The following is a 24,276-nucleotide window of genomic DNA, read 5'->3' on the forward strand; positions in this document are numbered from 1 at the left end:
CCATGCAAGGCGCTGCTCGTAATCAAAACTTTCTCGATCCGGCGCCTGAAGCGATTCCCCAGTGGACTCGCGTCGAGCTGGGCGATCGTGCCTTCGAAGCCCTAGTCCGCCTCGTTCACGAGCATTGCGGCATCACGCTTTCGACCGTGAAGAAGACCATGCTGGAGACCCGGCTGCGCCGGCGCCTCCATGCCAATGGCCTCGACAATTTCGACGATTACGTCGCGCTTCTGCGCTCGCCCACCGAGCGCGCCAAGGAGTTGCAGAACTTCGTCGATACGGTGGTCACCAACGAGACCTCGTTCTTTCGCGAACGGGCGCATTTCGACCATCTCGACGCCGCCGAACTGGACCGGCTCCTGGCCAATGCCGGTACGCGCCAGCTGCGCGCCTGGAGCGCGGCCTGCTCGTCGGGGCAGGAGGTCTACACACTCGCCATGGTTCTGGACGCAGCGTCCGACGGGGCGACCAAGTGGGACTGGCAGATCCTGGCGACCGACATCTCGGTCAAGGTTCTGACCGCCGCGCGCGAGGCGATCTACCGCGCCGAGGACGTCGCCAGCGTGCCGCCGGCCCTGCGGGACCGCTATGTCCTGCGCGCCCGCGATCCGCAGAGCGAAGCCGTGCGCATGGCCCCGGAACTGCGCTCGCGCGTTCAGTTCGGCCAGCTCAACCTGATGCATAGCGAATACCACGTGAAGACGAAGATGGACCTCATCTTCCTTCGCAACGTGCTCATCTATTTCGAGCCGAAGACCCAGGAAGCGGTGGTGGCGAAGCTGTGCCGCCACTTGCGCCCCGGCGGCCTTCTGTTCCTGGGCCATTCCGACACGACCCGTTCGGGCAGCCTGCCGCTGCGGCTCATTCGCGGCAATATCTATCAGCGTCTGGAGGACTGATTGCCATGAAGCCTATTCGCGTCCTCATCGTCGATGACAGCGCCAGCGTCCGTCAGGTCCTCTCCGAGATCGTCGCGGCCGAGCCCGACATGGAGGTTCTGGGCACCGCCTCCAACCCCTATTTCGCCGCCGAGCGGATGCGCGACGAAGTGCCCGATGTCATCATCTGCGACATCGAAATGCCCCGCATGGACGGCATCACCTTTGTCCAGAAGCTGATGAGCCAGCGGCCGATCCCGGTCGTGATCTGCTCGTCGCTGGCCGAGGCGGGCTCCAAGATGGCGCTTCAGGCGCTGGAAGCGGGCGCGGTCGAGATCATCGCCAAGCCCAAGATGGGCACGCCGCAATTCCTTCTGGAATCGCGCACCCGCATCGCCGACGCCGTACGCGCCGCCTCGCACGCCACGGTTCGCTCGCGCCGCGCGCCGGCCAAGCCCCTCGTCCCGCAGGAGAAGCTGACGGCCGACGCCGTGCTGCCGCCCTCCAACGGCCGCCCGATCGACCGCACGACCGACAAGGTCGTGGTGATCGGCGCATCCACCGGAGGAACCGAGGCGCTGCGCCGCATTCTGGAAGCGCTGCCGGCCGACGCGCCGGGCATCGCCATCGTTCAGCACATGCCGGCCGGCTTCACCTCCGCCTTCGCCAAGCGTCTCGACGGCCTGTGCCAGATCGAGGTGCGCGAAGCGGTGACGGGCGATCGTCTCATGCCCGGCCTCGCGCTGATCGCGCCTGGCAACCAGCATCTTCTGCTTCAGCGCTCGGGCGCGCAGTACCATGTCGAGGTGCGCGACGGCCCGCTCGTGACGCGCCATCGCCCGTCGGTGGACGTGCTCTTCCGCTCCGCCGCGCGCTCGGCCGGCGCCAACGCACTCGGCATCATCATGACGGGCATGGGCGACGACGGCGCCAAGGGGCTTCTGGAACTGCGTCAGACCGGCGCGCACACGCTCGGCCAGGACGAAGCCACCTGCATCGTCTACGGCATGCCCAAGGAGGCCATGAAGGCCGGCGCGGTGGAGCACGAGCTTCCGCTCGATCGCATCCCCTCCGAGATCGTGCGCTTCGGCCATGATCAGATGTCCCGTCCGGCGGCTCGCGCCGCTCAAGGACGGTGAGCCGATCATGGCTCGCACCGCCCCGTCCCCCGCCTCTCGCGATCTCGATGAAGCCATGTTGACCGAAACTCAAACCTCTTCGCTCCGCGAGCTTCTCGCCCTCGTTCACCAGTGGAACGTCTCGTCGGAAGCCGTGTATCTCGGCGCCGGCAACGATCTCCAGACGCTGCACCGGCGCATCGGCACCGTGCGCGACTCGATCCGTCAGGCCACCGAAGCCGTGTCCTCCAACGAGGGCGACAAGGTCGAGACGCTGCTCGGCGAGGCCGCGTCCTCGGCGGGCCAGCTCGAAACCCTGGCCGGCGAGCGCTCGCGCGTCCTGCGCGTTCTGGCCGAAGGCGTCACGCGCGCCTCGGAAGGGGCGTCCGCCGTCGCGCTCGTGTTCCGCCTTCTCGACTATGTCGTGCTCGTCGCGCGCACCCATGTCGAGGGCATGACGCAGGCGCGCGACGTGCTCGTGCCCTTCACCGAGCATGTCCATGAACTCGTCGGATCGGGCCAGACGGTCGCCCGCGCGCTCGACGCGCGCGTTCGCACCGTGCAGGGCCATATCGCCGAAAGCCGCGCCATCGACGCGCGCGTCGGCGGCCGGGCCATGCTGGGCGAGGCGAGCCTGGCCTTCCAGTTCCGCTCGCTGAACCGCCGCCTGTCGCAGGAGCGCGACTCGGCCGCCACCAGCCGCGAGGCGGCGCACCGCTCCTTCTCGGTCATCCGAGACGCGGTCGGCGGTATCGTCATGGGCTTGCAGTTCCACGACATCGCGCGCCAGCGTCTGGAGCACACGATCACCAATCTGGAGCGCCTGTTCCTTCTGGCCGAAACCGGGCAGCTGACGCATGACAGCGCGCCAATGGAAGGCCGCTCGCGCACCACGGCGCTGCGTCGCATCGCGGAGCTGGAAATCGCCCAGCTGTCGAGCCTGACCGAGCTCTACGACACCAAGATGGGCGAGGTTCACGCCAATCTGGACGTTCTCGCCGGCGAAATCGTCGAGAGCGACCGCATCCTGTCCTCGCTCTTCTCCGAGGATGTCGGCAAGACGGGCAAGAGCGCGATCGCGGTTCTGGAAGCGGAAGCCACCAAGGTGCGCGAGCGCTTCGAGCGCGGCGAGGACGACCGGCGCCAGCTCGACGCTTCGCTGCACGAATGCGTCGAAGCCGCCGGCCCGCTGATCTCGATGACGGACGAGCTGGCCTCGCTGGAGCACACGCTGCGTCTGGCCGGCTTCAATGCCGCCGTGCGCGCCGCCCATGTGGACTCCGGCGACGAGACGATCGGCTATATCGCCCGCGAAATCCGCGAACAGGCGACCGTCGCCAAGACGCAGGCCGATCTCGTGCGCGAAGGCATCGAGATGGCCGTTTCGGCGACGGGCGAGCTGGAAGGCACGATCCTGCCGCAGATCGCGGGTTTCGAGACCCAGATCGCGCAAGGCTTCGACACGGCGTCCGAAATCCTCGCGCGCATCGAGGCGGCCTGCCTCGATCGTCTGCGCGAGGCCGCGCTGAACGCGCGCGGGCTGGACGAGCGCATCCGCGCGATCGCCAGCATGATGACGCCCCATGTGGAAGGCTGCGCCCTGATGCGCCGCACGATCGCTCAGCTTCAGGCGATGCTGGTCGATCTGCCGGACGATCCGATCACGCCGGAAGAGGCGCTGCGCCTCCACTCGCTGCTCGCTGGCCAGTATACGATGGCCGAAGAGCGCGCGATCTTCGAAGCGTCCTTCCGCGGCATCGGCCTGCCCGCCTCCGCCATCTCCGCGCCTGCGCCTGCCGCCAGCGACGACATCGACGATCTTCTTTTCTGATCGCCGCCAACTGATCGCAGCGGCCGGAGGGACGTCCCCTCCGGCCGTTTTCGTTTGAGCCGGAAATTGTCAGCCGAAGATCGCCTTTTCCCGCTGCACGGTTTCGGCGATGAAATCGGCGACGGCCCGGATGCGGGACATTTCGCGCGCCGTCTCGTGCGTCACCAGCCAATAGTCGCGCCGGATCGTGCGCTCGGGCAGGACGCGCTCCAGCCCCGGCCGCCCGGCCGCGATGAAGCCGTGCAGAATGCCGATGCCCGCGCCCGCCGCAACCGCCTCCGTCTGGCCGAGCGCGGAGGAAATCTCGAAGCGGCTCTGCCAGTCGGGCGCCATCTCGCCGGTATAGTGAAGCGAGGAGGAGTAGACGAGATCGTCCACATGGCCGACGAGCCGGTGGCGCTTCAGGTCTTCGACGCTCGAAGGCCGCCCGAACCGATCGAGATAGGAGGCCGCGCCATAAAGCCCGAGCGCGTAGGACACGAGCCGGCGCGCGACGAGCCGCCCCTGCGCCGGCCGCTCCACGGTGATGGCGATATCGGCCTCGCGCCGCGACAGCGAGAAGGCGCGGGGCACGGGCACGAGCTGGATCGTCAGGCCCGGATGGCGCTCCGCGAGCGAGCCGAGGCGCGGCGCCAGAAAGGCCGTGCCGAAGCCATCCGGCGCGCCGATGCGCACGGTGCCGGAGAGATGCGCTTCCGCCCCTTCCAGCGCGGCGCGCGCGCCTTGCATCTCGGCCTCCATCCGCTCGGCCGCCGCCAGAAAGCCCGCGCCCTCGCGCGTGACCTCGCAGCCCGTCGGGCGGCGGTCGAAGAGCTTCACCCCGAGCGCGTCCTCCAGCGCATCCAGCCGCCGGCCGACCGTCGCATGGTTCAGCCCCAGCCGGCGGGAAGCGGCCAGGATCTGCCCGGCCCGCGCCACGGCCAGAAAGACCCGCACGTCGTCCCAGTTCATCGCCGCCCCGAGGTGCATTAATTGGCGCACAATGGATGCGCATGGGTTTTGCTTGATTTCAAGTCCGACGTGCGGCCTTCTCTCGGCAGAACTCAGGGAGAGACGCCATGAACGAGATCGGTCATTTCATCGACGGCGCGCGCGTCGCCGGCACCTCGGGCCGCACGGCCGATGTCTTCAACCCCGCCACGGGGCAGGTGACGGCGCGCGTCGCGCTGGCGAGCCGCGAAGAGCTTCAAAAGGCTGTGGACGCGGCCAAGGCCGCGCAGACGAAGTGGGCACTGGTCAACCCGCAGCGCCGCGCCCGCGTCTTCATCAAATTCGTGGAGCTTCTCAACGCCAACATGCAGGAGCTGGCCGAGCTTCTTTCCTCCGAGCATGGCAAGACGGTCGAGGATTCCAAGGGCGACATCGTGCGCGGGCTGGAAGTCTGCGAATTCGTCATCGGCATTCCGCATCTGGCCAAAGGCGAGTTCACGGAAGGGGCGGGCCCCGGCATCGACATGTATTCGATCCGGCAGCCGGTCGGCATCGGCGCGGGCATCACGCCCTTCAACTTCCCCGGCATGATCCCGATGTGGATGTTCGCGCCCGCCATCGCCTGCGGCAACGCCTTCATCCTGAAGCCCTCCGAGCGCGACCCGTCCCTGCCGATGCGCCTCGCCGAACTCATGATGGAAGCCGGCCTGCCCAAGGGCGTGCTCCAGGTCGTCAACGGCGACAAGGATGCGGTGGACGGCATTCTGGAGCATCCCGAGATCGGGGCCGTCTCCTTTGTCGGTTCGACGCCGATCGCGGCCTATGTCTATGCCGGCGCGACGGCACGCGGCAAACGCGCCCAGTGCTTCGGCGGCGCCAAGAACCACATGATCATCATGCCGGACGCCGATCTCGATCAGGCGGCGGACGCGCTGATCGGCGCGGGCTACGGCTCGGCCGGCGAGCGCTGCATGGCGATCTCGGTCGCGGTGCCGGTCGGCGAAGCGACGGCCAATGCGCTGGTCGAGAAGCTGATCCCCAAGGTCGAGGCGCTCAAGATCGGCCCCTATACCGACAGCGCGGCCGATTTCGGCCCGGTCGTCACCAAGGCCTCGCAGCAGAAGATTCTCGGCCTGGTGGAAAAAGGCGTTGCCGAGGGCGCGACGCTCGCGGTCGACGGGCGCGGCTTCACCATGCAGGGCTACGAGGACGGGTTCTTCGTCGGCGCCTGCCTGTTCGACCACGTCACGCCCGAGATGGACATCTACAAGGAAGAGATTTTCGGCCCGGTTCTCTCGGTCGTGCGCGCCAAGGATTACGAAGAGGCGCTGCGGCTGCCGACCCAGCACGAATATGGCAATGGCGTCGCCATCTTCACGCGGGACGGCGATGCGGCCCGCGACTTCGCCTCGCGCGTGCCGATCGGCATGATCGGCATCAACGTGCCGATTCCGACGCCGCTTGCCTACCATTCCTTCGGCGGCTGGAAGCGCTCCTCCTTCGGCGATCTCAACCAGCACGGCCCGGACTCGATCAAGTTCTGGACCCGCACCAAGACGATCACCAGCCGCTGGCCCTCGGGCATCAAGTCGGGCGCGGAATTCTCCATGCCGGTCATGAAATAAGGTCGGGGTTTCGGAGCGACCAGCCGGGGGAAGGGCTCGCCCATAGCGGGCCCGGACGCCCGGCTCAAGACCGAGGTCGAAACCGACGGCCGGAGGATGGTCGAGAGGTTTTCGTTCGATCGCGAGGAGCGAAGCGCGATCGGTGCGAGGCTGGCAGGACCAAACCTTCGCGCCGGTCCTTGCGGTCGGACGAGCCGCGTAGCTCATTCTGACGAGCGGTGGAAAAAGTTGGCCAGATGATTCCGCGAGGTTTGGGTCTGGCTCAAGGCAGCGGCCGCTGCACAGTTGCGTCGGCGGTCAAACCTCCAACTCAAACCGCTGACAGCCCAGTTCCGCGCATTCGGGGCGAGACTTCTATGCCAAGGGCATAGCCGGCTCACCAAGCCGGCGCCCCCGGTTCGGCTCCGCCGCTTCTCATCGCTCCCCAAACCTGCCAAAGGCCGGCGGTATCCCCGCCGGCCTTCGCCGTTCTTCCCATCCGCCAAGCGATCCGCTCTCATGCTCCAGACGCTCGTTTCCGTGCTGACGCCGGTCTTCTTCATGCTGGGGCTGGGCTTCGTGTCCGGCAAACGGCATTGGGTCAATCCGCATGGAACGGAGATGCTCGGCGCTTTCATCGCCAAGTTCGCGCTGCCCGTGTCGCTGTTTCTGGCGATCGTCACCGCCCCGCGCCATTTGCTGGCGCCCGAACTCGTGCCGACCATTGCCTATGCCGCCGCGCTCCTGTCGGGCTTTGCCATCGCGCTTCTCTATGCGCGCCGGGCCGGCTTCTCGCCCATTACCGCCGCGCTCTATTCGCTGACGGTCGGAATGCCCAATCTGGGCGGCATCGGCATTGCCCTGTTTCAGGCGCTGGAAGGCGTGGAGGCGACCGTCTCGCTTGCCGTCGCCAATCTGGTCGGCACGCTGACGGTGATCCTAGCCTGTTTCATCCGGCTGGAAATGCAGGGCGGCGGGCATCCTCTGCGCGCCGTCTCGGCCGCGCTTCTGAAGCCGATGACGATCGTGCCGACGCTCGGCTTCGTGGTCGCCTTTCTGGATATTCCCTTCCCGGATCTCTTCGTCTCGGCCCTGCGCCCGCTCGCGCAATCGACGGCGGGGGCCGGTCTGTTCCTGACGGGCGTGATCCTGTCCACGCAGCGTCTGCGCCCCACCCGCGCCGTGATGCTCGGCGCGCTCGCCTCCAACATCGTGCAGCCGGCCGTGGCGTTTCTGGCCTGCCTGGCGCTGCATCTGCCCGCGCATCTCGAAGCGCGGGCCATCATCGCCATGGCCATTCCCGCCGGCTTCGTCGGCACGATCCTGTCGGCGGTCTACCGCGAGGGCGCGGAAGAAGCGGGAGGCGTCCTCGTCGCCTCCTCGGCTCTGTCGATCCTGACGTTGCCGCTCTGGATCGTGCTCGCGCTCTGGCTCGGCGGCGCGTGAGCCGACGCGCCGTGCTTTGCCTGCCTTGGTCTCAGGCCTCGCCGCCGTCGCTGCGGATGGCTATGTCGGCCGGACGGCTTTTCGAGAGCACAAGGCGCATATTGGGCAGGTCGTTGCCTTCGAGCTTTTCCAGAAGCGCTTCCGGCCCGTAGTTGAAGCCGAGCCAGCGCTGCGTCAGACGCTCCACCAGCGTGTCCTCGCCCGCCTCGATCATCACGGTCAGGTCGAAGAGTTCGCCCAGTTCGCGCCAGCCGGGCTCGTCCAAGAGGAGGTAATTGCCCTCGGCCAGGATGACGCGCACGTCCGGGTTGATGATGCGCGCGCCGGCCCGCGCGATCTCGATGGAGCGGTCGAAGACGGGCACGGCGACTTCGCGCTTTTCGTCCCGCCGCAGGCGCTCCAGCATGGCGCGAAACCCGTCGAGATCGAACGTGTGCGGCGCGCCCTTGCGGGGGCGATGGCCGCGCGCGTTCAGCACCATGTCGTCGAAGTGGTAGCCATCCATCGGCAGAATGTCGGCGACGCCCGGCCGGCGCGCGTTGAGGCGCTCCTTCAGGGACTCGGCCGTGGTGGACTTGCCCGAGCCCGGCGAGCCGGCGATCGCGACGATGCGCCGACGCTCGCCTTCCTCGCTCAGGAGCGCGTCGGTCAGGGCCGCGAGCGTGGAGCGTTCCGTCATATCGTCATTCCTCCCGCCCGGGCGGAATAGGGCTCGCCCGGTTCAGGACGCCTTTGCCTGAAGGCGCGAGGTTTCGCCAGCCCCCCGGTCGCGCTCCGGCTCGAAGCCGGCCAAGCTTTCCGGCTCGCAATCGCTGAAGACCCGGCCGACGCCGATCAGGATGGGCCGTTCGATGCCGATGCGCCCGACGATCTCGGCGAGCGTCGCCAACGTGCCGACGAGGCGCGCTTCCTCGGGCCGCGAGATGGAGGCGGCGACGGCCACCGGCGTCTCGGCAGGCAGGCCGTGGGCGATCAGTTCTTGCGCGATGCGCGGGGCCATGCGCCCGCCCATGTAGAAGATCGTCGTGGCATGGTCGTCGGCCAGCGCCTGCCAGTCGAGATCATCCGGCAAGCCGCCCTTCTGCGAATGGCCGGTGACGAAGCGCACCTGCTGCGCGCGGTCGCGGTGCGTCAGCGACACGCCGAAACCGGCGGCGAGCGCGGAGGCGGCCGTGATGCCCGGCACGATGGCGACCGGAATGCCCTCGCGCTTGAGTTCGGCAATTTCCTCGCCCGAGCGGCCGAAGACCGAGACGTCGCCCGACTTCAGGCGCACGACATGTTTTCCGGCTCTGGCGAACTGCACCATCATCCGGTTGATGTCTTCCTGCCGGCAGCTATCGCGGCTGGCGCGCTTGCCGACCAGCATGCGCTTGGCCTCGCGGCGCGCGAGTTCCAGAATGTCGTCGGACACGAGATCGTCGAACAGGATGACGTCGGCGGCCTGGAGCGCGCGCACGGCTTTCAGCGTCAGAAGCTCGGCCTCGCCGGGGCCGGCGCCCACCAGCGTCACGCGGCCGCCCGCCTGCGGGCGGTTGACGAGATCGCGCACGAAGCGGCGCGCATCGGCCTCGGCCACGTCGTCGGGGGCCTTGCGGGTGAAGGCCTCGTCGGAAAAGCGCTCCCAGAAGGCGCGGCGGGCGGGGCCGGGCTGGAGCCGGTCCATCACCTCGGCGCGCACCTTGGCGGCGAGCTTGGCCCAGCCGGTGAGCGTAGCGGGCAAAAGCGTCTCGATGCGCCGGCGAATGGCCTGACCAAGGATCGGAGCCGCGCCGTCGGTCGAGATGCCGACCACGACGGGCGAGCGGTTGACGATCGTACCGAAGCGGAACTGGCAGAAAGCCGGCTTGTCGATGACGTTGACGGGAACGCCCGCGCCCTTGGCGGCGCAATAGAAGCTCTGGGCCTCAGCCTCGCTCTCGCAATCGGCCACCGCCAGCGCCGCGCCCTCGAAACAGTCAAGCGCCCAAGGCCGGTCGTGATGCCGGATTTCGCCATCCGCGAAGGAAAGGGCGAGAACGGTGCGCATCTCGTCCGTGAGATGCTCGGCCTCGCAATAAAGATCGACCCGCGCGCCGGAGGCGGCGAGAAGTTCCGCCTTCCAGGCCGCGCCGTCCGAGCCGCCCGCCATGGCGACGCGCTTGCCCTTCAGGTCGAAGAAGACCGGCAGCGTGGCAAGCTCGCCCATGCGCTGCGGGCGCGTGCGGGCGCCGGCAGCGGCGGTGTCGTCAGCGGAGTTCGAGAACGCGCTCGGCATCGATCAATCCCTGAAGTTCCGTACGGCAGGAGCCACAATTCGTCCCGGCCTTCAAGTCCCGGCCGATGGCCGAAACGCTGGTGCAGTTCTTTTCGCGGATCGCCCGCCTGATGTCGTTGGCGCCGACGCCAAAACAAGAGCACACGAGCGCGCCGGGGTCGGGCCTGTCCGCGCCCGGTCGTCCGGCCAGAAGCCGGAAGCGCGTGGCCGACTCCATCGGCGCGCCCGAGAGGCACGATACGGCATAGGCGCGGGAGACAGCGACGGGCTCGGGCGAGAGCCAGAGCGCGCCGAGAAAGCGCCCGCCCTCGAAGGCGGCGAAGCGATGATGCCCCGCGCGGTCGGCATAATGGAGAAGCTCGGCCGTCTCCGGCAGGCCGAGAACCTGCCGCGCGAAAGCCTCGGTGTTCTCCACCTTCGCGGTGCCGGCAAGTTCCATGCGCCAGCCGCCCGAGGCGCGGGCGCGCGCCCAATAGGCACTGCCGGCGGGCTCCAGCTCATGGAGCGAGACGGCAAAGCCATGCCACGCGGCTTCGAAGCGCCGGAGCGCGGCCGGCGCGGCCTTCGAGGCCGGCTGGCCGGACACGGGGTCGGTGCGCGCCGGCACGAGGGCGTTGATGCGAGCGGCCCCCGAGAACTGCTCCGTCCAGTGCATGGGTGCGAACAGCGTGCCGGGGCGAACGCGATCGGTCAGGAGGGCGCGCAGGATCACGCTGCCATGGTCGGTTTCGACCGTGACCAGATCGGCTTCGGACACCCTGATACGCGCGGCGTCGTCCGGGTGCAACTCGCAGAAGGGCTCGGCGAGATGGGCCGACAGGCGGGCCGAGCGGCCGGTGCGGGTCATCGTGTGCCACTGGTCACGAATGCGCCCGGTGTTGAGCACGAAGGGGCGCTCGGGCGAGGTCGCGGGCGCGGCGGCGGGCGCGACGAGGAGAAAACGCGCCTTGCCGTTTGGAGTAAAGAAGCGGCCATCCGCGAAGAAGCGCCGCTTGGATGTGCCATCGGCCGCAACGGGCCACTGAACGGGTGTCAACGCTTCGTAAGCCGGCTCATCCAACGTTGCGAGGCCGGAGAGATCGAAGTCCCTCGTACCCTCGTTCTCGAAGGCGGAGAGCGCGGCGTGCTCGCGGAAGATCGCCGCCGCTCCCTCGAAGGAGAAGGCGGCTTCATGCCCCATGCGCCGGCCGACTTCCGCCATCTGCCACCAGTCCGCCTTCGCCTCGCCGGGGGCGGGCAGGAAGGCGCGCTGGCGCGAGATGCGGCGCTCGGAATTCGTGACCGTGCCCGCCTTCTCGCCCCAAGCGGCGGAGGGCAGGAGAACATGGGCGTAGGGCACCGTGTCGGTGTCACGGACCACGTCCGACACGACCACGAAGGGGCAGCGCGCCAGGGCCTGCCGCACGAGATCGGCCTCGGGCAGCGAGTCCACCGGGTTGGTGCCCATGATCCAGATGGCTTCGACCCGGCCCTCGTGAACGGCGCGGAACAGATCGACCGCCTTCAGCCCCGACTTTGCCGGCAAAGCGGGCGCGTTCCAGAAGCGGCTGACGATGTCCTCATGCGCTGGATTGCCGATGGCCATATGGGCGGCGAGCTGGTTGGCGAGCCCGCCGACCTCGCGCCCGCCCATGGCGTTGGGCTGGCCGGTGACGGAGAAGGGACCGCAGCCCTCGCGCCCGATGCGGCCCGTCGCGAGATGACAGTTCAGGATCGCGTTGACCTTGTCCGTGCCCCCGGCCGACTGGTTGACGCCCTGGCTATAGACGGTGACGGTGCGCTCGGTCTCGGCAAAGAGCGCGAAGAAGCGCCGGAGAGCCGGCTCATCGAGCCCCGTCTCGGCGGCGAGGCGCGCGAGATCGCCATAGGGCAGGGCGGCTCGGAGCGCGGCCTCGAAGCCCTGCGTGTGCGCTTCGACAAAGGCGCGGTCGATCCCGCCGGTCTCGCTGAGATGGGCGAGGAGCCCCAGAAATAAGGCCGTGTCGCCGTCCGAGCGGATCGGCAGATGAAGATCGCTTTCCGCCGCCGTCACGGTGCGGCGCGGATCGATCGTCACGAGCTTCATCGACGGGCGCGCCGCCTTGGCCGCCAGAACGCGCTGGAACAGGACCGGGTGGCACCAGGCGAGATTGGAGCCGACCAGAACCAGAAGATCGGCCGCCTCCAGGTCTTCATAGGTGTTCGGCACCGTGTCCGAGCCGAAGGCCCGGACATGACCCGCCACCGACGAGGACATGCACAGACGGGAATTGGTGTCGATATTGGCCGAGCCGATGAAGCCCTTCATCAGCTTGTTGGCGACGTAATAGTCTTCGGTCAGGATCTGGCCGGAGACGTAGAAGGCGACGGAGTCCGGTCCCTTGCGGGCGATCGTCTCGCAGAAGCGCTCCGCCACATGGTCCAGCGCCGCATTCCAGGATACGCGCGCACCCCCGATTTCCGGGTGAAGAAGCCGGCGATCGGGGATCAGCGTCTCGGCCAGCGCCGAACCCTTGGAGCAAAGCCGGCCGAAATTGGCGGGATGCTCCGGGTCGCCGGAGATGGCGACCGTGCCGTCGGGCTGAGGGCTTGCGAGCACGCCGCAGCCGACGCCGCAATAGGGGCAGGTGGTCCGCGTCGCCTGGGGCGTGTCGAAGCTCTGGGTCATCTTACCACGCGTTGTAGCCGAGATATTTGCCGCTCATGCGGATCTCGATCCGGTCGCCCTTGGGATTGGGCACCTTCTCGACCTCCATGGAGAAGTCGATCGCGCTCATGATCCCGTTGCCGCATTTCTCCTGGATCAGCTCTTTCAACGTGTCGCCATAGACGCCGACGATCTCGTAGAGGCGGTAGATGCACGGGTCGGTCGGCACCTGCCGGTCCCATTGCTTGGTCGGGAATTCCGCCAGCACCACGGCCGCCTCCTGCGGCAGGCCGAGCTGGCGTGTCAGGAGATCGGCCTTGTCGCGCGGCAGGGCGTTCATGCCCAGGCACGCCGAGGTCACGAAGACCTCGCTCATGCCGATCCCCTCGGCGATCGAAGCCCAGGTGAGACCCGCGCCGCGCTTCTTCTCGTAGATCATGTCGGTGACGTCGGATTTCGACAACATGGGTCTCTCCTACTCCGCCGCCATCGCGTAGGCGCTGACCCGCTCGATCAGGAGCTCCAGCGCGCCGCCCTCGACGACACGCACCGGGAAGGTACGCACCTGCCCCTCATCGGGTCCCTGGACGAGACCGGTGTCGAGCGCGATGACCTGATTGTGGAGCGGGCAGGTGACGGAGCCGCCATGGACGATGCCCTGACTGAGCGGGCCGCCCTTGTGCGGGCAGCGATCTTCCGTGGCGAAGACCTTATCGTCCATCGTGCGGAACACGGCGATGCGCCCGAGCGGGGAGTTGACGCAGCGCGCGCCGCGGCGAGGAATGTCGTCGAGGCGGCCGATCGCCACCCAGTCGGAAACGGGAGTCATTCTGCGGCCTCGCGGAAGGGGGTGATGTCGGCCATGGGCTTGAACTCGTGGGCGGCGACGCCCTTCGACGCGCGCTGAGCCCAAGGGTCGATCTGCGCGAACTGCTGCGAGTAGACGAAGCGCTCGAAATAGTGCTGGCGCTTTTCGACGTCGTCCACGATCGCGGCCTTGATCGAGTTCATGCCGACGCGCTTCAGCCACTTGTAGATGCGCTCGAGATAATGGCCCTGCTCGCGATAGAGCTGGGTCAGCGCCGCGATCACTACAACCGCCTCGTCCTCCGTGTCCACATGGCAGAGGACCTGCGTTCCGTGGATGTCGAGCCCGGCGGCGCCTGCAAAGTGGATGTCGTAGCCCGAATCCACGCAGATGACGCCGATGTCCTTGCAGGTCGCCTCGGCGCAGTTGCGCGGGCAGCCGGACACGGCGAGCTTCAGCTTGGCCGGAGTCCAGGAGCCCCACATGAACTTTTCGAGCCGAATGCCGAGGCCGGTGGAATCCTGCGTGCCGAAGCGGCACCAGTCGGAGCCGACGCAGGTCTTCACCGTGCGCAGGCCTTTGGCATAGGCCGCGCCGGACACCATGCCGGCGGCGTTGAGATCGGCCCAGACGGCGGGCAGGTCTTCCTTCTTCACGCCCAGCATGTCGATGCGCTGGCCGCCCGTGCATTTGACAGCGGGAATCGCGAACTTGTCCACGACATCGGCGATGGCGCGCAATTCAGCGGATGATGTCATGCCGCCCCACATGCGGGGCACGACGGAATAGGTGCCGTCTTTCTGGATATTGGCGTGGACGCGCTCGTTGATGAAGCGGCTCTGCTTGTCGTCCTGATACTCGCCCGGCCAGTCGGCCAAAAGGTAATAGTTCAGCGCGGGGCGGCACTTGGCGCAGCCGCAGGAGGTCTTCCACTCCAGCTCCTGCATCACGGCCGGAATGCTCTTCAGCCCCTTGGCCTGGATCAGGCGGCGGACATCGCCATGGCCGAGATCGGTGCAGCCGCACATGGGCTTCACGGCCTGGGCGTTGAACTTGGTTCCGAGCGTCACGCTCATCAACTGCTCGACCAGCCCTGTGCAGGAGCCGCAGGAGGCGGACGCCTTGGTGTGGGCGCGCACTTCGTCCAGCGTGGTCAGGCCCTTGGCCGTGATGGTGCCGGTGATCTTGCCCTTGCAGACGCCGTTGCAGCCGCAGATTTCTGCGTCATCGCCCAAGGCTGCAACGGCCGCCATAGGGTCCAGCGGGGACCCTCCCTGATAGCTCTGGCCGAAGATGAGCGTGTCGCGCATCTCGGTGATGTCGGACTGCTTTTTCATCAAGTCCGCGAACCAGCCTCCATCGGCCGTCTCGCCGTAGAGAACCGCGCCAAGGATCTTGTTGTCCTGCAGGACAAGGCGCTTGTAGACGCCGGCCGTGGCGTCGCGCAGCACGATCTCCTCGCGGTCGGGCGCATCGGCGAAATCGCCGACGGAATAGAGATTGATGCCCGTGACCTTGAGCTTGGTCGGCGTGTCGGAATGGCGGAAGCCTTCTCCCGCCTGGCCGGCGAGGCGGCGCGCGGCGATCTCGGCCATCTGATAGAGCGGGGCGACGAGGCCGTAGACGCGCCCGTCGAGTTCCACGCATTCGCCGAGCGCCGAGATGTTCTCGTCGGAGGTCAGAAGCTGGTCGTCCACATGGATGCCGCGTCCGACGGCCAGACCCGCTTCCTTCGCCAGACCCGCCGAGGGGCGGATGCCGACCGCCATGACCACCAGCGTCGCGGGGATGACGCGCCCGTCCTTGAGCTGGACGCCTTCCACCTTCTCCGTGCCGAGGATGCTCTCGGTGTTGGCGTTGCAGATCACCTCGATGCCGCGCTTTTCCAGCGCGCGCTGGAGGAGATAGCCGGCGGCGGGGTCGAGCTGTCGCTCCATCAGCGTCGGCATCAGGTGGAGAACCGTGACCTCCAGCCCCTGCGCACGCAGGCCGGCGGCCGCTTCGAGGCCCAGCAGGCCGCCGCCGATCACCACGGCCTTGGCGCGGCTCTGCGCGGCGAGAATCATCGCCTCCACATCGTCCAGATCGCGATAGGCGAGAACGCCGGGCAGGTCCTTGCCGGGAACCGGCGGAATGAACGGCGTCGAGCCCGTCGCGATGACGAGATGATCGTAGGATTCGGTCACGCCATGGTCCGACGTCACCGTCTTGGCCGCGCGGTCGATCGAGACGATCCGGTGCCCCTTGTAGAGCGTGACGCCGTGCTGGATGTACCAGCCGTCGCCATGGATCACGATGTCGTCGAACTGCTTTTCGCCCGAGAGAACCGGCGACAGCATGATGCGGTCGTAGTTCACGCGGGGTTCGGCGTTGAAGATCGTCACCTCATAGGCGCCAGGGGCGGCCTCGAACAGATGTTCCAACATGCGGCCGGGCGCCATGCCATTGCCGACGACGACGAGTTTCTGGGTCATGATTCTCATCCCGAGAAGGAAAGGTGAGATAGGAGGCCGGGCGCGGCGTCGGTGGCGCGCCGGGCGGTCAGGGAAGCGTCACGCAGCTTCCACGAAGCGGTTGCGCTCGTAGAGGAACTTCAGCACCGCCTGCCGGCACTTGAGATAGGTCGCGTCGGTGGCGAGCTTGATGCGGTCGCGCGGGCGGGCGAGCGGCACGTCGAGGATTTCGCCGATCCGCGCCGAGGGGCCGTTGGTCAGCATGACGATACGGTCCGACAGGAGCACGGCCTCGTCCACGTCATGGGTTATCATCATGACCGTGGTGCCGAGATCGTTCTGGATCTGCATGACCTGATCCTGCAGATGAGCCCGGGTCAGCGCGTCCAGCGCGCCGAAGGGCTCGTCCAGAAGCAGGATCTTCGGCTCCATGGCGAGCGCGCGGGCGATGCCGACGCGCTGTTTCATGCCGCCCGAAATCTCGCTCGGGCGCTTGTCCTTGGCATGGCCCATGTGGACCAGTTCCAGATTGCGCATGACCCATTCGCGCCGCTCGGCCGCCGACTTGGTCCGCGAGAACACCTTGTCCACGGCGAGCGCCACGTTCTCATAGACCGTGAGCCAGGGCAGGAGCGAATGGTTCTGGAACACCACGCCCCGGTCCGGCCCCGGCTGGTCCACCACCTTATCCTCCAGGAGGACGACGCCTGATGTGGCGATGGTGAGACCGGCCACGATGTTGAGAAGCGTGGACTTGCCGCAGCCGGAATGGCCGATGATCGAGATGTATTCGCCCTTGGCGACCGTGAGGTCGATGCCTTTCAGGACATTGGTCGTGGCGCTGCCGCGCTTGAAGGTCATATCGACGCCTTCGATGGACAGGAACGGCTTGGGGGTCATGGCGGTTCGCTCCGAGTCTGAGGGGAGAGGCGTCAGGCGGCGGAGGTGCCGCGGGTGACGAGGCGGCCGATCAGGGCCACGATCCGGTCGAGCACGAAGCCGACCACACCGACATAGGCGAGCGCGACGATGATGTCGGAGATCAAGGAGGAGTTCCACGCGTCCCAGATGAAGAAGCCGATGCCCACACCGCCGATCAGCATTTCGGCCGCGACGATGGCGAGCCAGGACAGGCCGACGCCGATGCGAAGCCCGGTGAAGATGTAGGGGGCGGCCGCCGGCAGCATGATCTTGGCGAAGAATTCGAGGCCGTTGAGGCGCAGCACGGCCGCGACATTGCGGTAATCGGACGGGATGTTGCGGATGCCGACCGCCGTGTTGATGATGATCGGCCAGACGGCGGTGATGAAGATCACGAAGATCGCGGCGGGCTGGCCGTCCTTGAAGGCGGCGAGCGACAGCGGCAGCCAGGCGAGCGGCGGCACGGTGCGCAGCACCTGGAAGATCGGGTCGAGACCGCGCATGGCGAGCGTCGACTGGCCGACCAGCGTCCCGAGCGAGATGCCGACGACGACGGCGATCGCATAACCGACCGCCACGCGCTGGAGGCTTGCCCAGATCTGCCAGCCGAGGCCGACATCATTGCCTGAGTTGACGTAGAACGGATGGACGATCAGGTCCCAGCTGTCCGACAGGATCTGGGTCGGCGCGGGAAGGGCCGCGCCCGGCTGGGAGCAGATGACTTCCCATATCCCCAGAAGCACGGCGAGCGTGACGAGAAAAGGCAGCATGTTGGCGGCCATCTCGCGGACCCGGCGACCCGCCACGGCCGCAAACGAGGCGCGGGGGCGCGGCAGGGCGACGATCTTGGCCTTCGTGCCGGCGGTGGCCGGGGCGGGCGCTTTCGCGGCAGGCAGCTTGGAAACGGTCTGGGACATGGAACCCTCGCGCCATCGGGCGGATCAAAGCTAAAAAGACGAAGGGGCGGCCTCTTCGAGCGGGCCGCCCGGCAGGGATCAGGCGACGCGCTTGATCGAGAGGCTTTCGAGATAGGCGGACGGGTTGGCCGGATCGAAGCTCTTGCCGTCGAAGAAGGTCTCGACGCCGCGCGAGGTGCTGGTGGGAATCTCGGCCTGCGCGACACCCAGATCCTTGGCCGCCGCGCGCCAGATGTCCTCGCGGTTGACGGCTTCCACCAAGGCCTTCGTGTCGGCGTCGGCCGGCAGGTAGCCCCAGCGCTGGTCCTCGGTCAGGAACCAGAGGTCGTGGCTCTTGAACGGGTAGGAGGCGTTGTCGCGCCAGAACTTCATGATATGGGGCGAATTCTCGACCACCGGGCGGGCGTTGCCGTAGTCGTATTCGCCCGACAGGCGCTTCACGATGTCCTTGGCCGGCACGTTGAACCAGGCGCGCTTGCCGACGATCTCGGCCAGCTCCTTCTTGTTCTCGGCCTTATCGCACCATTGCTGGGCTTCCAGGACGGCCATGGTCAGCGCCTTGGCGCTGTTGGGATGGGCCGCCACCCAGTCGGCGCGCATGGCGAGCGACTTTTCGGGATGGTTGTTCCAGAGTTCGCCTGTGGTCAGCGCCGAGAAGCCGATCTTCTGGCCGACCATCTGCTCGTTCCAAGGCTCGCCCACGCAGAAGGCGTCCATCGTGTTGACCTTGAGATTCGCCACCATCTGCGGTGGCGGCACGACGATGGTCTCGACGTCGGTGTTCGGGTCGATGCCGGCGGCGGCCAGCCAGTAGCGCATCCAGAGATCGTGCGTGCCGCCGGGAAAGGTGACGGCAACCTTTGAGGTCTTGCCGGCGGCCTTGGCCTTGGCGAAGCTCTCGCGCAGCACGCCGGCGTCCAGCCCGACCTTCAGATCGGCAAAGGCGTTGGCGATCGAAATGCCCTGCCCGTCGAGATTGAGGCGGGCGAGAATCTGCATCGGCACCGGGCCGCCCTGCGTGATCTTTCCCGCGCTCATGAGATAGGGCATGGGCGTCAGGATATGCGCGCCGTCGATGCCGGAGCCCGCCGAGCCGAGCACGAGATTGTCGCGCGTCGTGCCCCAGGAGGACTGCTTCACCACCTCCACATCCGCCATGCCGTGCTTGGCGAAGAGGCCCTTTTCCTTGGCGACGATCAGCGGCGAGGCGTCGGTCAGCGCGATGAAGCCGAGAATGGCCTTCGTGGTTTCGGGGCCTGCCGTCTGCGCAAAGGCGCCGCCCGGAAAGCTCGCGCCGATGGCTGAAAACAGCGCCGCCGTTCCCGCGCTGGCCGCCGAGCCCTGAAGGAAGCGCCGACGGTTGATGCCAGTCTTCGAGATGTCGGACATGCCATTCCTCCGGTGAAAGCTCGTATCGGATGCAAAGGGGAAAAACGAAAAAACGCCGCCGTCTGAAGCCTCCCCGACAATCGGGAATGGGGAGGCGGCAGAACGCGCGACGTCGATGTCTTCGCGGATGCTTCGCTCGGGAAGCGTCTTTCGGCCCGTCGTCCTTGGCGGGTCTGAGGCTTATTGAAGCGGAAGGACCGGAGTTTGGAAAGTCCAAATGTTCAGCATGGCGGCACGCCCAATAAACAGGCAATCGCCTCACGAGGCCCAGTTTACAGGGGTTTTAAACTGCTTCCCGTCGATGCCCTTCGCATGTGCAGCACGAGGAAATGAAAGGCAGTTCGAAAAGCAGCGGAGTCCGCCGAAGGAGCGGCGATCGAACGATCGGCTCGCCGGTCAACGCCAAGCCTGGGTGTCTCGGCGGATCTGAACCATCGAGACCTCCTCGTTCGGGGTGCCTTCCAGCCGGGCGTTATTCTGGCGAGTCCTGCGAAGAGTTGTCGTCCGGCCGGCGTCTGATCGTGAAGCCGTCGACATAGGCCGCGATTGTGCCGGGCGTCAGGTCGCCCGCCGAACTGGTTTCACGTGAATCCCCGAACACGGCGTCGTAGAGATCGGGCCGGAAGGCGCTGGCGGCGCGCCGCGCGAACTCGTTGGCCAGAGGCACCTGCCCCCAGCGCACCATCTGGCTATAGACCCAGAGCGCCTCGGAGGGGCGTGGGCGATTGGCCTCGCCGCCATGGAAGGTCAGATAGTTCGGCAGGTTGCGGCGCGTCCCCTCCGGGCTCACCGCGAGATCGCCGGCAAGGATCGCGGCCAGCGAGGCGGGGTCGCTGCCCAGATGCTCCGGCCGCGCGAGGATCGACGCCAGCTCTGCCCGGTTCTCCGGCTGGTCGCACCAGAGCGCCGCGCGCCGCAGCGCGCGCAGAAGCGCCGCGCCCAAGTCCGCGTTCGCGGCCCACCAGTCCGGCCTGATGCCCAGCACCTTTTCCGGCGAAGCGAGGGAGATGTCGGCCTTGACGGCGACAATGCGCCCGACGCCCGCTTCCACCGCGCTGACATTCCAGGGCGCGTTGACGCAGAACCCGTCGATCGCGCCCGAGCGCAGCGCGTCTACCGTCAGCGGCGGCGGGACGATGGTCATGGCCACGTCGCGATCCGGGTCGATCCCGGCTTCCGCCATCCAGAAGCGGAATTCGTAATTGTGCGAGGAGAAGGGATAGGTCACGCCGAAGGTCAGCGACGGCAGGCCCGCCGCCGCCCGCCGTCTGACCACCCGGGCCAGCGCGCGCGCATGGGCGGCCGGCTCGTCGCGATCCGCCTCGCCCGCCGCCTCGCGCATCTCCTCGAACAATCGGAGCGACAGCGTCACCGCATTGCCGCCGAGCCCAAGCGAGAAGGGGGCGATGACGGGATAGGGATTGGAGCCGAGGCCGAGTTGCGAGGCGATCGCCATGGGCCCCAGAAGATGCGCCGCGTCGAACTGGCGAAAGGCCAGCCGGTCCCGGATATTGGACCAGGAGACATCTCGCACGAGATCGAGCCGCAACCCTTCCGCGCGGTCGAGCCCGAGCGCCGCCGCAGTGATCGGCACCGCCGCGTCCACCAGTGGAATGAAGCCCAAGCGTACCGCAGGCAGGGAGGAGGGGGTCGAACTCATCGCTTCACCTCGCCGCCGAGAAGATCGGCCGCCGTCACGATGCTGCGCGCGATCTCCACCAGCTTCTTCTTTTCGTTCATCGCGGTCTGGCGCAGGAGGCGGTAGCTTTCGTCCTCGCTCAGGCCCCGGCGCTGCATCAGGATGCCCTTGGCCTTTTCCACGATCTTGCGATCGGCCAGTTCCGAGCGCGCCTCGTGGAGTTCTCGCTCCAGCCGGGAATAGGCGTGGAAGCGCAGGACGGCCATGTCGAGAATCGCCTTCACGCGCTCCTTCTTCAGCCCGTCCACGACATAGGCCGAGACGCCTGCCGAGATCGCGGCTTCCATAGAGGCCGCATCGGAGCGATCCACGAACATGGCGATGGGGCGCTGGACGCTGCGCGACACCTGGAAGAACTGCTCCAGCCGGTCGCGATTGGGATTTTCGAGATCGGCCACGATCACGTCGGGCCGGAACTGCTCGATCTCGCGCACGAGACCGTTCATTGCTGTGACCACATGCACGCGCGCGTGCCCGGCCTCACGCAGCCCATCCTCGATGATGGCGGCCCGCGCCCGGTTTTCGTCGACGATCAGAACGGCAAGCGCGCTCGGCTCCATATGCCCATGTTTTGCGCAAGCCGGCAAATGAGGCAAGGGTCGATATGCTGCGGCGCGGCGAAAATCATCGCCACACCGCCCGGTTCGTAACGGTGTCAGCCCTTGTCGGCGGTCAAGCCGGCGGCCTCGATGCCGGCGACGGCGGCGGTCTCGTCATTGTCCGACGTATCGCCGGTGATGCCGACCGCGCCGAGGATCGCGCCATCCTGGCGGATCAGCACGCCGCCCGGTACGGGCACGAGCGAGCCGCCGGCCAGCGCGTTCATCGACTGGATGAAATAGGGCTGCTCTTCGGCGCGCTTCCACAGGGCGCGCGAGCCCATGCCCATCTGAACCGCACCGTTGGCCTTGCCGATGGCGATGTCGGGCCGCATCCGCGAGGCGCCGTCCTGCCGCTCCAGCGCGACCAGCGCGCCGCCGGCATCCAGCACCGCGACGGTCAGCGGCTTCAGCTTCAGCTCCGCGCCCTTGGCGAGCGCGGCGGCGATGATGGTGCGGGCGGTGTCGAGCGTCAGCGTCGTCATGAAACGGCCTCTCCTTGGTGGAGGCCTGTCCTAACGCGGGCTGGCTCGGCTCGCAAATCCTCGCGGCGGGCAGGCGGGAGCGCATGACGCTCCCGCGTACGAGTCAAGAGCGCGCGGCGGGGCTTTCCACGAGGCAGCCGGCGAGACGGCGCACCAGCGGCATGACGACGAGAAGCGTCGGGAAAGCCACGAGCCAGGAGAGGCCCCAGCCCTTCATCCATTGGGCGGGCAGATCGGCTGACAGGCCGAGCGCGCGCGCCGTGGAAATGGCCGACACCACGCCGCACATCATAATCGAGAGAAGAAACGGAACCACGATCGAGGCATAGCGCGTGGGAAGCTTGCGAAAAGCAGGCATGACAACACTCCTTGCGGCCTGCCGGAACGGCGAAGGCCAGCGTGAGCGTTGGTTGACGTTAACGCTTACGGAGCGGATGCACGAAGAAACCATTTCATGACATGACGCTGCGGTCAAGCGCGGCGAACGAGGCTTGCGTCTTGCAAAGGGTGTTCGACAGCGCCTTGCGGGCCGCAGCGCGTGGGGCCTTGCACGGTCACGACGCCACCGCGACGGGCGAGCCTGATCGCCTCGTGAGCATTCAGCGCCGCGTCGTGATGCGCCCGATCCTATGCCCGTTTGCCCAAGCCTTGCCGGTGTCTCTTCGCACCGGCTGGGTTCCGCCGGCCGGACTTCGGTTCGCAAAACGGCATTCCTCGTGACCTGACCGCTCGAAATGCCCGGCCTGCGTCTCACGCGAAGCGGCGCGCCGCGTCCAGACCGAGCCCGAGGCCGACCGAGCCGAAGGCGTCGGCATGGGCGATGCGCGCTTGGGGGAAGCGACGCGTCGCAGCCATCTGCACGGCCGGCACCTGCGCGCCGCCGCCGGTCAGGATCACCGTGTTTACCGCCTCGGCCCCGATGCCGCCGAGCGCCAGGGCCTCGCCAATCGCGCCCTCGATCCGCGCCACGAGTTCAGCCGTCGCCGCCTCGAATTCGGCCCGCGTCACCTGCGTTTCCAAGGCGAGGCCCGGCTCCTTCAGGGCGATCGGCGTTTCGGCCTCGTCCGACAGCGCGATCTTGGCGCGCTCCACCGCGCCGGCCAGGCGGTGGCCCGAGCGGTGCGTCAGCATATGCTCCATGCGCCCGAGCTTCTCCGGCTCGGCCGCTTCCTTGCGCAGGGCGCGGATGTCGGAGAGGATTTTGGGCGTATAGAGCGTGTTGATCCGGTGCCAGGTCGCCATGTCGTTGAAATACCAGACCGGCATCAGGCGCTTGCCGTCGGCCGTCGAGGAGCCGAGGCCGAGCAGCGGCTGCATCTTGGCGATGTTGAGCAGCCGGTCGAAATCCGTGCCGCCGACATGCACGCCCGTCGTGCCCAGAATGTCGTCCGCGCGGTCCGTCGAGCGGGCGCGCTCGGGCGACAGGCGCAGAAGCGAGAAGTCCGACGTGCCGCCGCCGATATCCACCACCAGCGCCAGTTGTTCGGCGTTGATCGTGCTCTCGAAATAGAGCGCGGCGGCGACCGGCTCGAACTGGAACTCCACATGGCGGAAGCCCTGCGCGCGGGCCGCCGATTCCAGCTGGCCTTCGGCGGCGCGATCGGCCTCGTCGCTTTCGTCCACGAAGCGCACGGGGCGGCCGAGCACGATGCGGTCGGCCTCCTCGCCGGTTTCGCGCTCCAGCGTCTGGCGCAGATGCTTCAGGAAGCGCCCGATCAGGTCCTCGAAGGTCATGCGCTCGCGCCCGACCTGCGTCGTCTCCTTCATCAGCGTCGAGCCGAGAATGCTTTTGAGCGCGCGCATGAAGCGCCCTTCCGCCCCGTCCACATATTCGAACACGGCCTGACGCCCGAAATAGGTGTGCCCGTCCTCCAGGCTGAAGAACAGCGCGGAAGGGATCGTCAGGTGCTCGCCCTCCACCGGCAGAAGCCGCGGCGCCCCGCCCGGCGCGCAGAGCGAGAGCGTGGAATTGGTCGTGCCGAAGTCGAGGCCGGGGAAGAGACGGGACATGGAGGCGGCTCGCAAAACGAAGGCCCCGACGCCGGCGGGCGGCATCGGGGCTCATGGCAAACGGGCGGCCGAGATAGCGCATTGCACCGCACAAGGGAAGCGCGGGGAGACCATGCGGCAGGTTCGCGTCAGGATCACGAAGACGTGAATCCTTTGGATGAAATTCGGTGAATGAATTCTTATGTCGCTTTCAAGTTGTGACGTAAGGCTCTCACCCAACAGAGAGGCGGCTCTCTGAGAATCATCAGATCGTATGATGAAATCGAGGGTGACATGGCGGGTGCGACGAGCGGCAATGATGTTCT

The 24,276-nt window shown here is 67.2% G+C and carries 21 protein-coding genes; 5 read left to right on the forward strand and 16 right to left on the reverse strand.

The genetic code is table 11. The annotated features are described in order from the left end of the window. Positions 1–2: 2 nt before the first annotated feature. Genes NS365_RS01815 through NS365_RS01825 form a run of 3 tightly spaced genes read left to right on the forward strand, consistent with a single transcriptional unit; the run spans position 3 to position 3,827 of the window. Complete coding sequence (locus NS365_RS01815; protein ID WP_058598572.1) at positions 3–899, forward strand: CheR family methyltransferase; 897 nt, start codon at positions 3–5, stop codon at positions 897–899. Between the two features lie 5 nt (positions 900–904). Further along, entirely contained in the window at positions 905–2,017 is a 1,113-nt protein-coding gene (locus NS365_RS01820; protein WP_058598573.1) for a protein-glutamate methylesterase/protein-glutamine glutaminase, read from the forward strand. A gap of 7 nt (positions 2,018–2,024) precedes the next feature. After that, entirely contained in the window at positions 2,025–3,827 is a 1,803-nt protein-coding gene (locus NS365_RS01825) for a hypothetical protein (RefSeq protein WP_153003614.1), read from the forward strand. Positions 3,828–3,896: 69 nt separating this feature from the next. Here NS365_RS01825 and NS365_RS01830 read toward each other — a convergent pair whose 3' ends face one another. Next, entirely contained in the window at positions 3,897–4,778 is an 882-nt protein-coding gene (locus tag NS365_RS01830; protein WP_058598595.1) for a LysR family transcriptional regulator, read from the reverse strand. 107 nt (positions 4,779–4,885) lie between these two features. On the opposite strand from NS365_RS01830, the gene NS365_RS01835 reads away from it, so the two are divergent. Beyond that, positions 4,886–6,382 carry a CoA-acylating methylmalonate-semialdehyde dehydrogenase gene (locus tag NS365_RS01835; protein WP_058598575.1) on the forward strand — a complete coding sequence of 499 codons (1,497 nt, stop codon included), beginning with the start codon at positions 4,886–4,888 and terminating at the stop codon, positions 6,380–6,382. Between the two features lie 498 nt (positions 6,383–6,880). Next, positions 6,881–7,807, forward strand: a complete 927-nt coding sequence (locus tag NS365_RS01840; RefSeq protein ID WP_058598576.1) for an AEC family transporter — start codon at positions 6,881–6,883, stop codon at positions 7,805–7,807. A gap of 31 nt (positions 7,808–7,838) precedes the next feature. Here NS365_RS01840 and NS365_RS01845 read toward each other — a convergent pair whose 3' ends face one another. The 15 genes from NS365_RS01845 to NS365_RS24755 all read right to left on the reverse strand — a co-directional run. After that, entirely contained in the window at positions 7,839–8,486 is a 648-nt protein-coding gene (locus NS365_RS01845) for a nucleoside triphosphate hydrolase (protein WP_058598577.1), read from the reverse strand. 42 nt (positions 8,487–8,528) lie between these two features. Further along, positions 8,529–9,995, reverse strand: coding sequence for a siroheme synthase CysG (gene cysG / locus NS365_RS01850; protein ID WP_244498330.1), 1,467 nt, complete (start codon positions 9,993–9,995; stop codon positions 8,529–8,531). A gap of 40 nt (positions 9,996–10,035) precedes the next feature. Beyond that, positions 10,036–12,711, reverse strand: coding sequence for a nitrate reductase (locus NS365_RS01855; protein WP_058598579.1), 2,676 nt, complete (start codon positions 12,709–12,711; stop codon positions 10,036–10,038). A gap of 1 nt (position 12,712) precedes the next feature. Further along, entirely contained in the window at positions 12,713–13,156 is a 444-nt protein-coding gene (gene cynS / locus NS365_RS01860) for a cyanase (protein WP_058598580.1), read from the reverse strand. A gap of 9 nt (positions 13,157–13,165) precedes the next feature. Continuing rightward, the gene (nirD, locus tag NS365_RS01865) at positions 13,166–13,519 is read right to left on the reverse strand and encodes a nitrite reductase small subunit NirD (RefSeq protein WP_058598581.1); all 354 of its coding nucleotides are present in this window, start codon (positions 13,517–13,519) and stop codon (positions 13,166–13,168) included. Then, the gene (gene nirB / locus NS365_RS01870) at positions 13,516–15,972 is read right to left on the reverse strand and encodes a nitrite reductase large subunit NirB (RefSeq protein ID WP_058598582.1); all 2,457 of its coding nucleotides are present in this window, start codon (positions 15,970–15,972) and stop codon (positions 13,516–13,518) included. The genes nirD and nirB overlap by 4 nt, the downstream gene beginning before the upstream one ends. A 78-nt stretch (positions 15,973–16,050) precedes the next feature. Then, complete coding sequence (locus NS365_RS01875; RefSeq protein WP_058598583.1) at positions 16,051–16,851, reverse strand: ABC transporter ATP-binding protein; 801 nt, start codon at positions 16,849–16,851, stop codon at positions 16,051–16,053. Between the two features lie 32 nt (positions 16,852–16,883). Beyond that, positions 16,884–17,789: a nitrate ABC transporter permease gene (ntrB, locus tag NS365_RS01880; RefSeq protein WP_058598584.1), complete on the reverse strand. Its 906-nt coding sequence runs from the start codon at positions 17,787–17,789 to the stop codon at positions 16,884–16,886. Positions 17,790–17,867: 78 nt separating this feature from the next. Then, positions 17,868–19,178 carry a CmpA/NrtA family ABC transporter substrate-binding protein gene (locus NS365_RS01885; RefSeq protein WP_058598585.1) on the reverse strand — a complete coding sequence of 437 codons (1,311 nt, stop codon included), beginning with the start codon at positions 19,176–19,178 and terminating at the stop codon, positions 17,868–17,870. Positions 19,179–19,650: 472 nt separating this feature from the next. Further along, a complete protein-coding gene (locus NS365_RS01890) occupies positions 19,651–20,838 on the reverse strand; it encodes a CmpA/NrtA family ABC transporter substrate-binding protein (protein ID WP_058598586.1) in 1,188 nt (395 codons plus the stop codon). Continuing rightward, positions 20,835–21,437 carry an ANTAR domain-containing response regulator gene (locus NS365_RS01895; protein WP_058598587.1) on the reverse strand — a complete coding sequence of 201 codons (603 nt, stop codon included), beginning with the start codon at positions 21,435–21,437 and terminating at the stop codon, positions 20,835–20,837. The genes NS365_RS01890 and NS365_RS01895 overlap by 4 nt, the downstream gene beginning before the upstream one ends. A 95-nt stretch (positions 21,438–21,532) precedes the next feature. Then, complete coding sequence (locus NS365_RS01900; RefSeq protein ID WP_058598588.1) at positions 21,533–21,961, reverse strand: GlcG/HbpS family heme-binding protein; 429 nt, start codon at positions 21,959–21,961, stop codon at positions 21,533–21,535. A 103-nt stretch (positions 21,962–22,064) separates the two neighbouring features. Beyond that, entirely contained in the window at positions 22,065–22,319 is a 255-nt protein-coding gene (locus NS365_RS01905) for a DUF2798 domain-containing protein (RefSeq protein ID WP_058598589.1), read from the reverse strand. A 392-nt stretch (positions 22,320–22,711) separates the two neighbouring features. Continuing rightward, positions 22,712–23,971, reverse strand: a complete 1,260-nt coding sequence (locus tag NS365_RS01915; RefSeq protein ID WP_058598591.1) for an Hsp70 family protein — start codon at positions 23,969–23,971, stop codon at positions 22,712–22,714. A 51-nt stretch (positions 23,972–24,022) separates the two neighbouring features. Beyond that, positions 24,023–24,276 (reverse strand): hypothetical protein (locus NS365_RS24755; protein WP_206612111.1); only part of this gene is annotated, 254 nt, incomplete at its 5' end.

Source organism: Aureimonas ureilytica (assembly GCF_001475935.1).
GTDB classification, from domain to species: domain Bacteria; phylum Pseudomonadota; class Alphaproteobacteria; order Rhizobiales; family Rhizobiaceae; genus Aureimonas; species Aureimonas ureilytica_A.

What these genes read in the sequence shown, in the direction of transcription:
- NS365_RS01890 (WP_058598586.1), bottom strand. Translation starts at nt 20,838, where the DNA reads ATGAGTTCGACCCCCTCCTCCCTGCCTGCGGTACGCTTGGGCTTCATT.
- NS365_RS01835 (WP_058598575.1), top strand. Translation starts at nt 4,886, where the DNA reads ATGAACGAGATCGGTCATTTCATCGACGGCGCGCGCGTCGCCGGCACC.
- NS365_RS01840 (WP_058598576.1), top strand. Translation starts at nt 6,881, where the DNA reads ATGCTCCAGACGCTCGTTTCCGTGCTGACGCCGGTCTTCTTCATGCTG.
- NS365_RS01915 (WP_058598591.1), bottom strand. Translation starts at nt 23,971, where the DNA reads ATGTCCCGTCTCTTCCCCGGCCTCGACTTCGGCACGACCAATTCCACG.
- cysG (WP_244498330.1), bottom strand. Translation starts at nt 9,995, where the DNA reads ATGGGCGAGCTTGCCACGCTGCCGGTCTTCTTCGACCTGAAGGGCAAG.
- NS365_RS01885 (WP_058598585.1), bottom strand. Translation starts at nt 19,178, where the DNA reads ATGTCCGACATCTCGAAGACTGGCATCAACCGTCGGCGCTTCCTTCAG.
- NS365_RS01905 (WP_058598589.1), bottom strand. Translation starts at nt 22,319, where the DNA reads ATGCCTGCTTTTCGCAAGCTTCCCACGCGCTATGCCTCGATCGTGGTT.
- NS365_RS01895 (WP_058598587.1), bottom strand. Translation starts at nt 21,437, where the DNA reads ATGGAGCCGAGCGCGCTTGCCGTTCTGATCGTCGACGAAAACCGGGCG.
- cynS (WP_058598580.1), bottom strand. Translation starts at nt 13,156, where the DNA reads ATGTTGTCGAAATCCGACGTCACCGACATGATCTACGAGAAGAAGCGC.
- NS365_RS01830 (WP_058598595.1), bottom strand. Translation starts at nt 4,778, where the DNA reads ATGAACTGGGACGACGTGCGGGTCTTTCTGGCCGTGGCGCGGGCCGGG.
- nirD (WP_058598581.1), bottom strand. Translation starts at nt 13,519, where the DNA reads ATGACTCCCGTTTCCGACTGGGTGGCGATCGGCCGCCTCGACGACATT.
- NS365_RS01820 (WP_058598573.1), top strand. Translation starts at nt 905, where the DNA reads ATGAAGCCTATTCGCGTCCTCATCGTCGATGACAGCGCCAGCGTCCGT.
- NS365_RS01900 (WP_058598588.1), bottom strand. Translation starts at nt 21,961, where the DNA reads ATGACGACGCTGACGCTCGACACCGCCCGCACCATCATCGCCGCCGCG.
- nirB (WP_058598582.1), bottom strand. Translation starts at nt 15,972, where the DNA reads ATGACCCAGAAACTCGTCGTCGTCGGCAATGGCATGGCGCCCGGCCGC.
- NS365_RS01875 (WP_058598583.1), bottom strand. Translation starts at nt 16,851, where the DNA reads ATGACCCCCAAGCCGTTCCTGTCCATCGAAGGCGTCGATATGACCTTC.
- NS365_RS01845 (WP_058598577.1), bottom strand. Translation starts at nt 8,486, where the DNA reads ATGACGGAACGCTCCACGCTCGCGGCCCTGACCGACGCGCTCCTGAGC.
- NS365_RS01855 (WP_058598579.1), bottom strand. Translation starts at nt 12,711, where the DNA reads ATGACCCAGAGCTTCGACACGCCCCAGGCGACGCGGACCACCTGCCCC.
- NS365_RS01815 (WP_058598572.1), top strand. Translation starts at nt 3, where the DNA reads ATGCAAGGCGCTGCTCGTAATCAAAACTTTCTCGATCCGGCGCCTGAA.
- NS365_RS01825 (WP_153003614.1), top strand. Translation starts at nt 2,025, where the DNA reads ATGGCTCGCACCGCCCCGTCCCCCGCCTCTCGCGATCTCGATGAAGCC.
- ntrB (WP_058598584.1), bottom strand. Translation starts at nt 17,789, where the DNA reads ATGTCCCAGACCGTTTCCAAGCTGCCTGCCGCGAAAGCGCCCGCCCCG.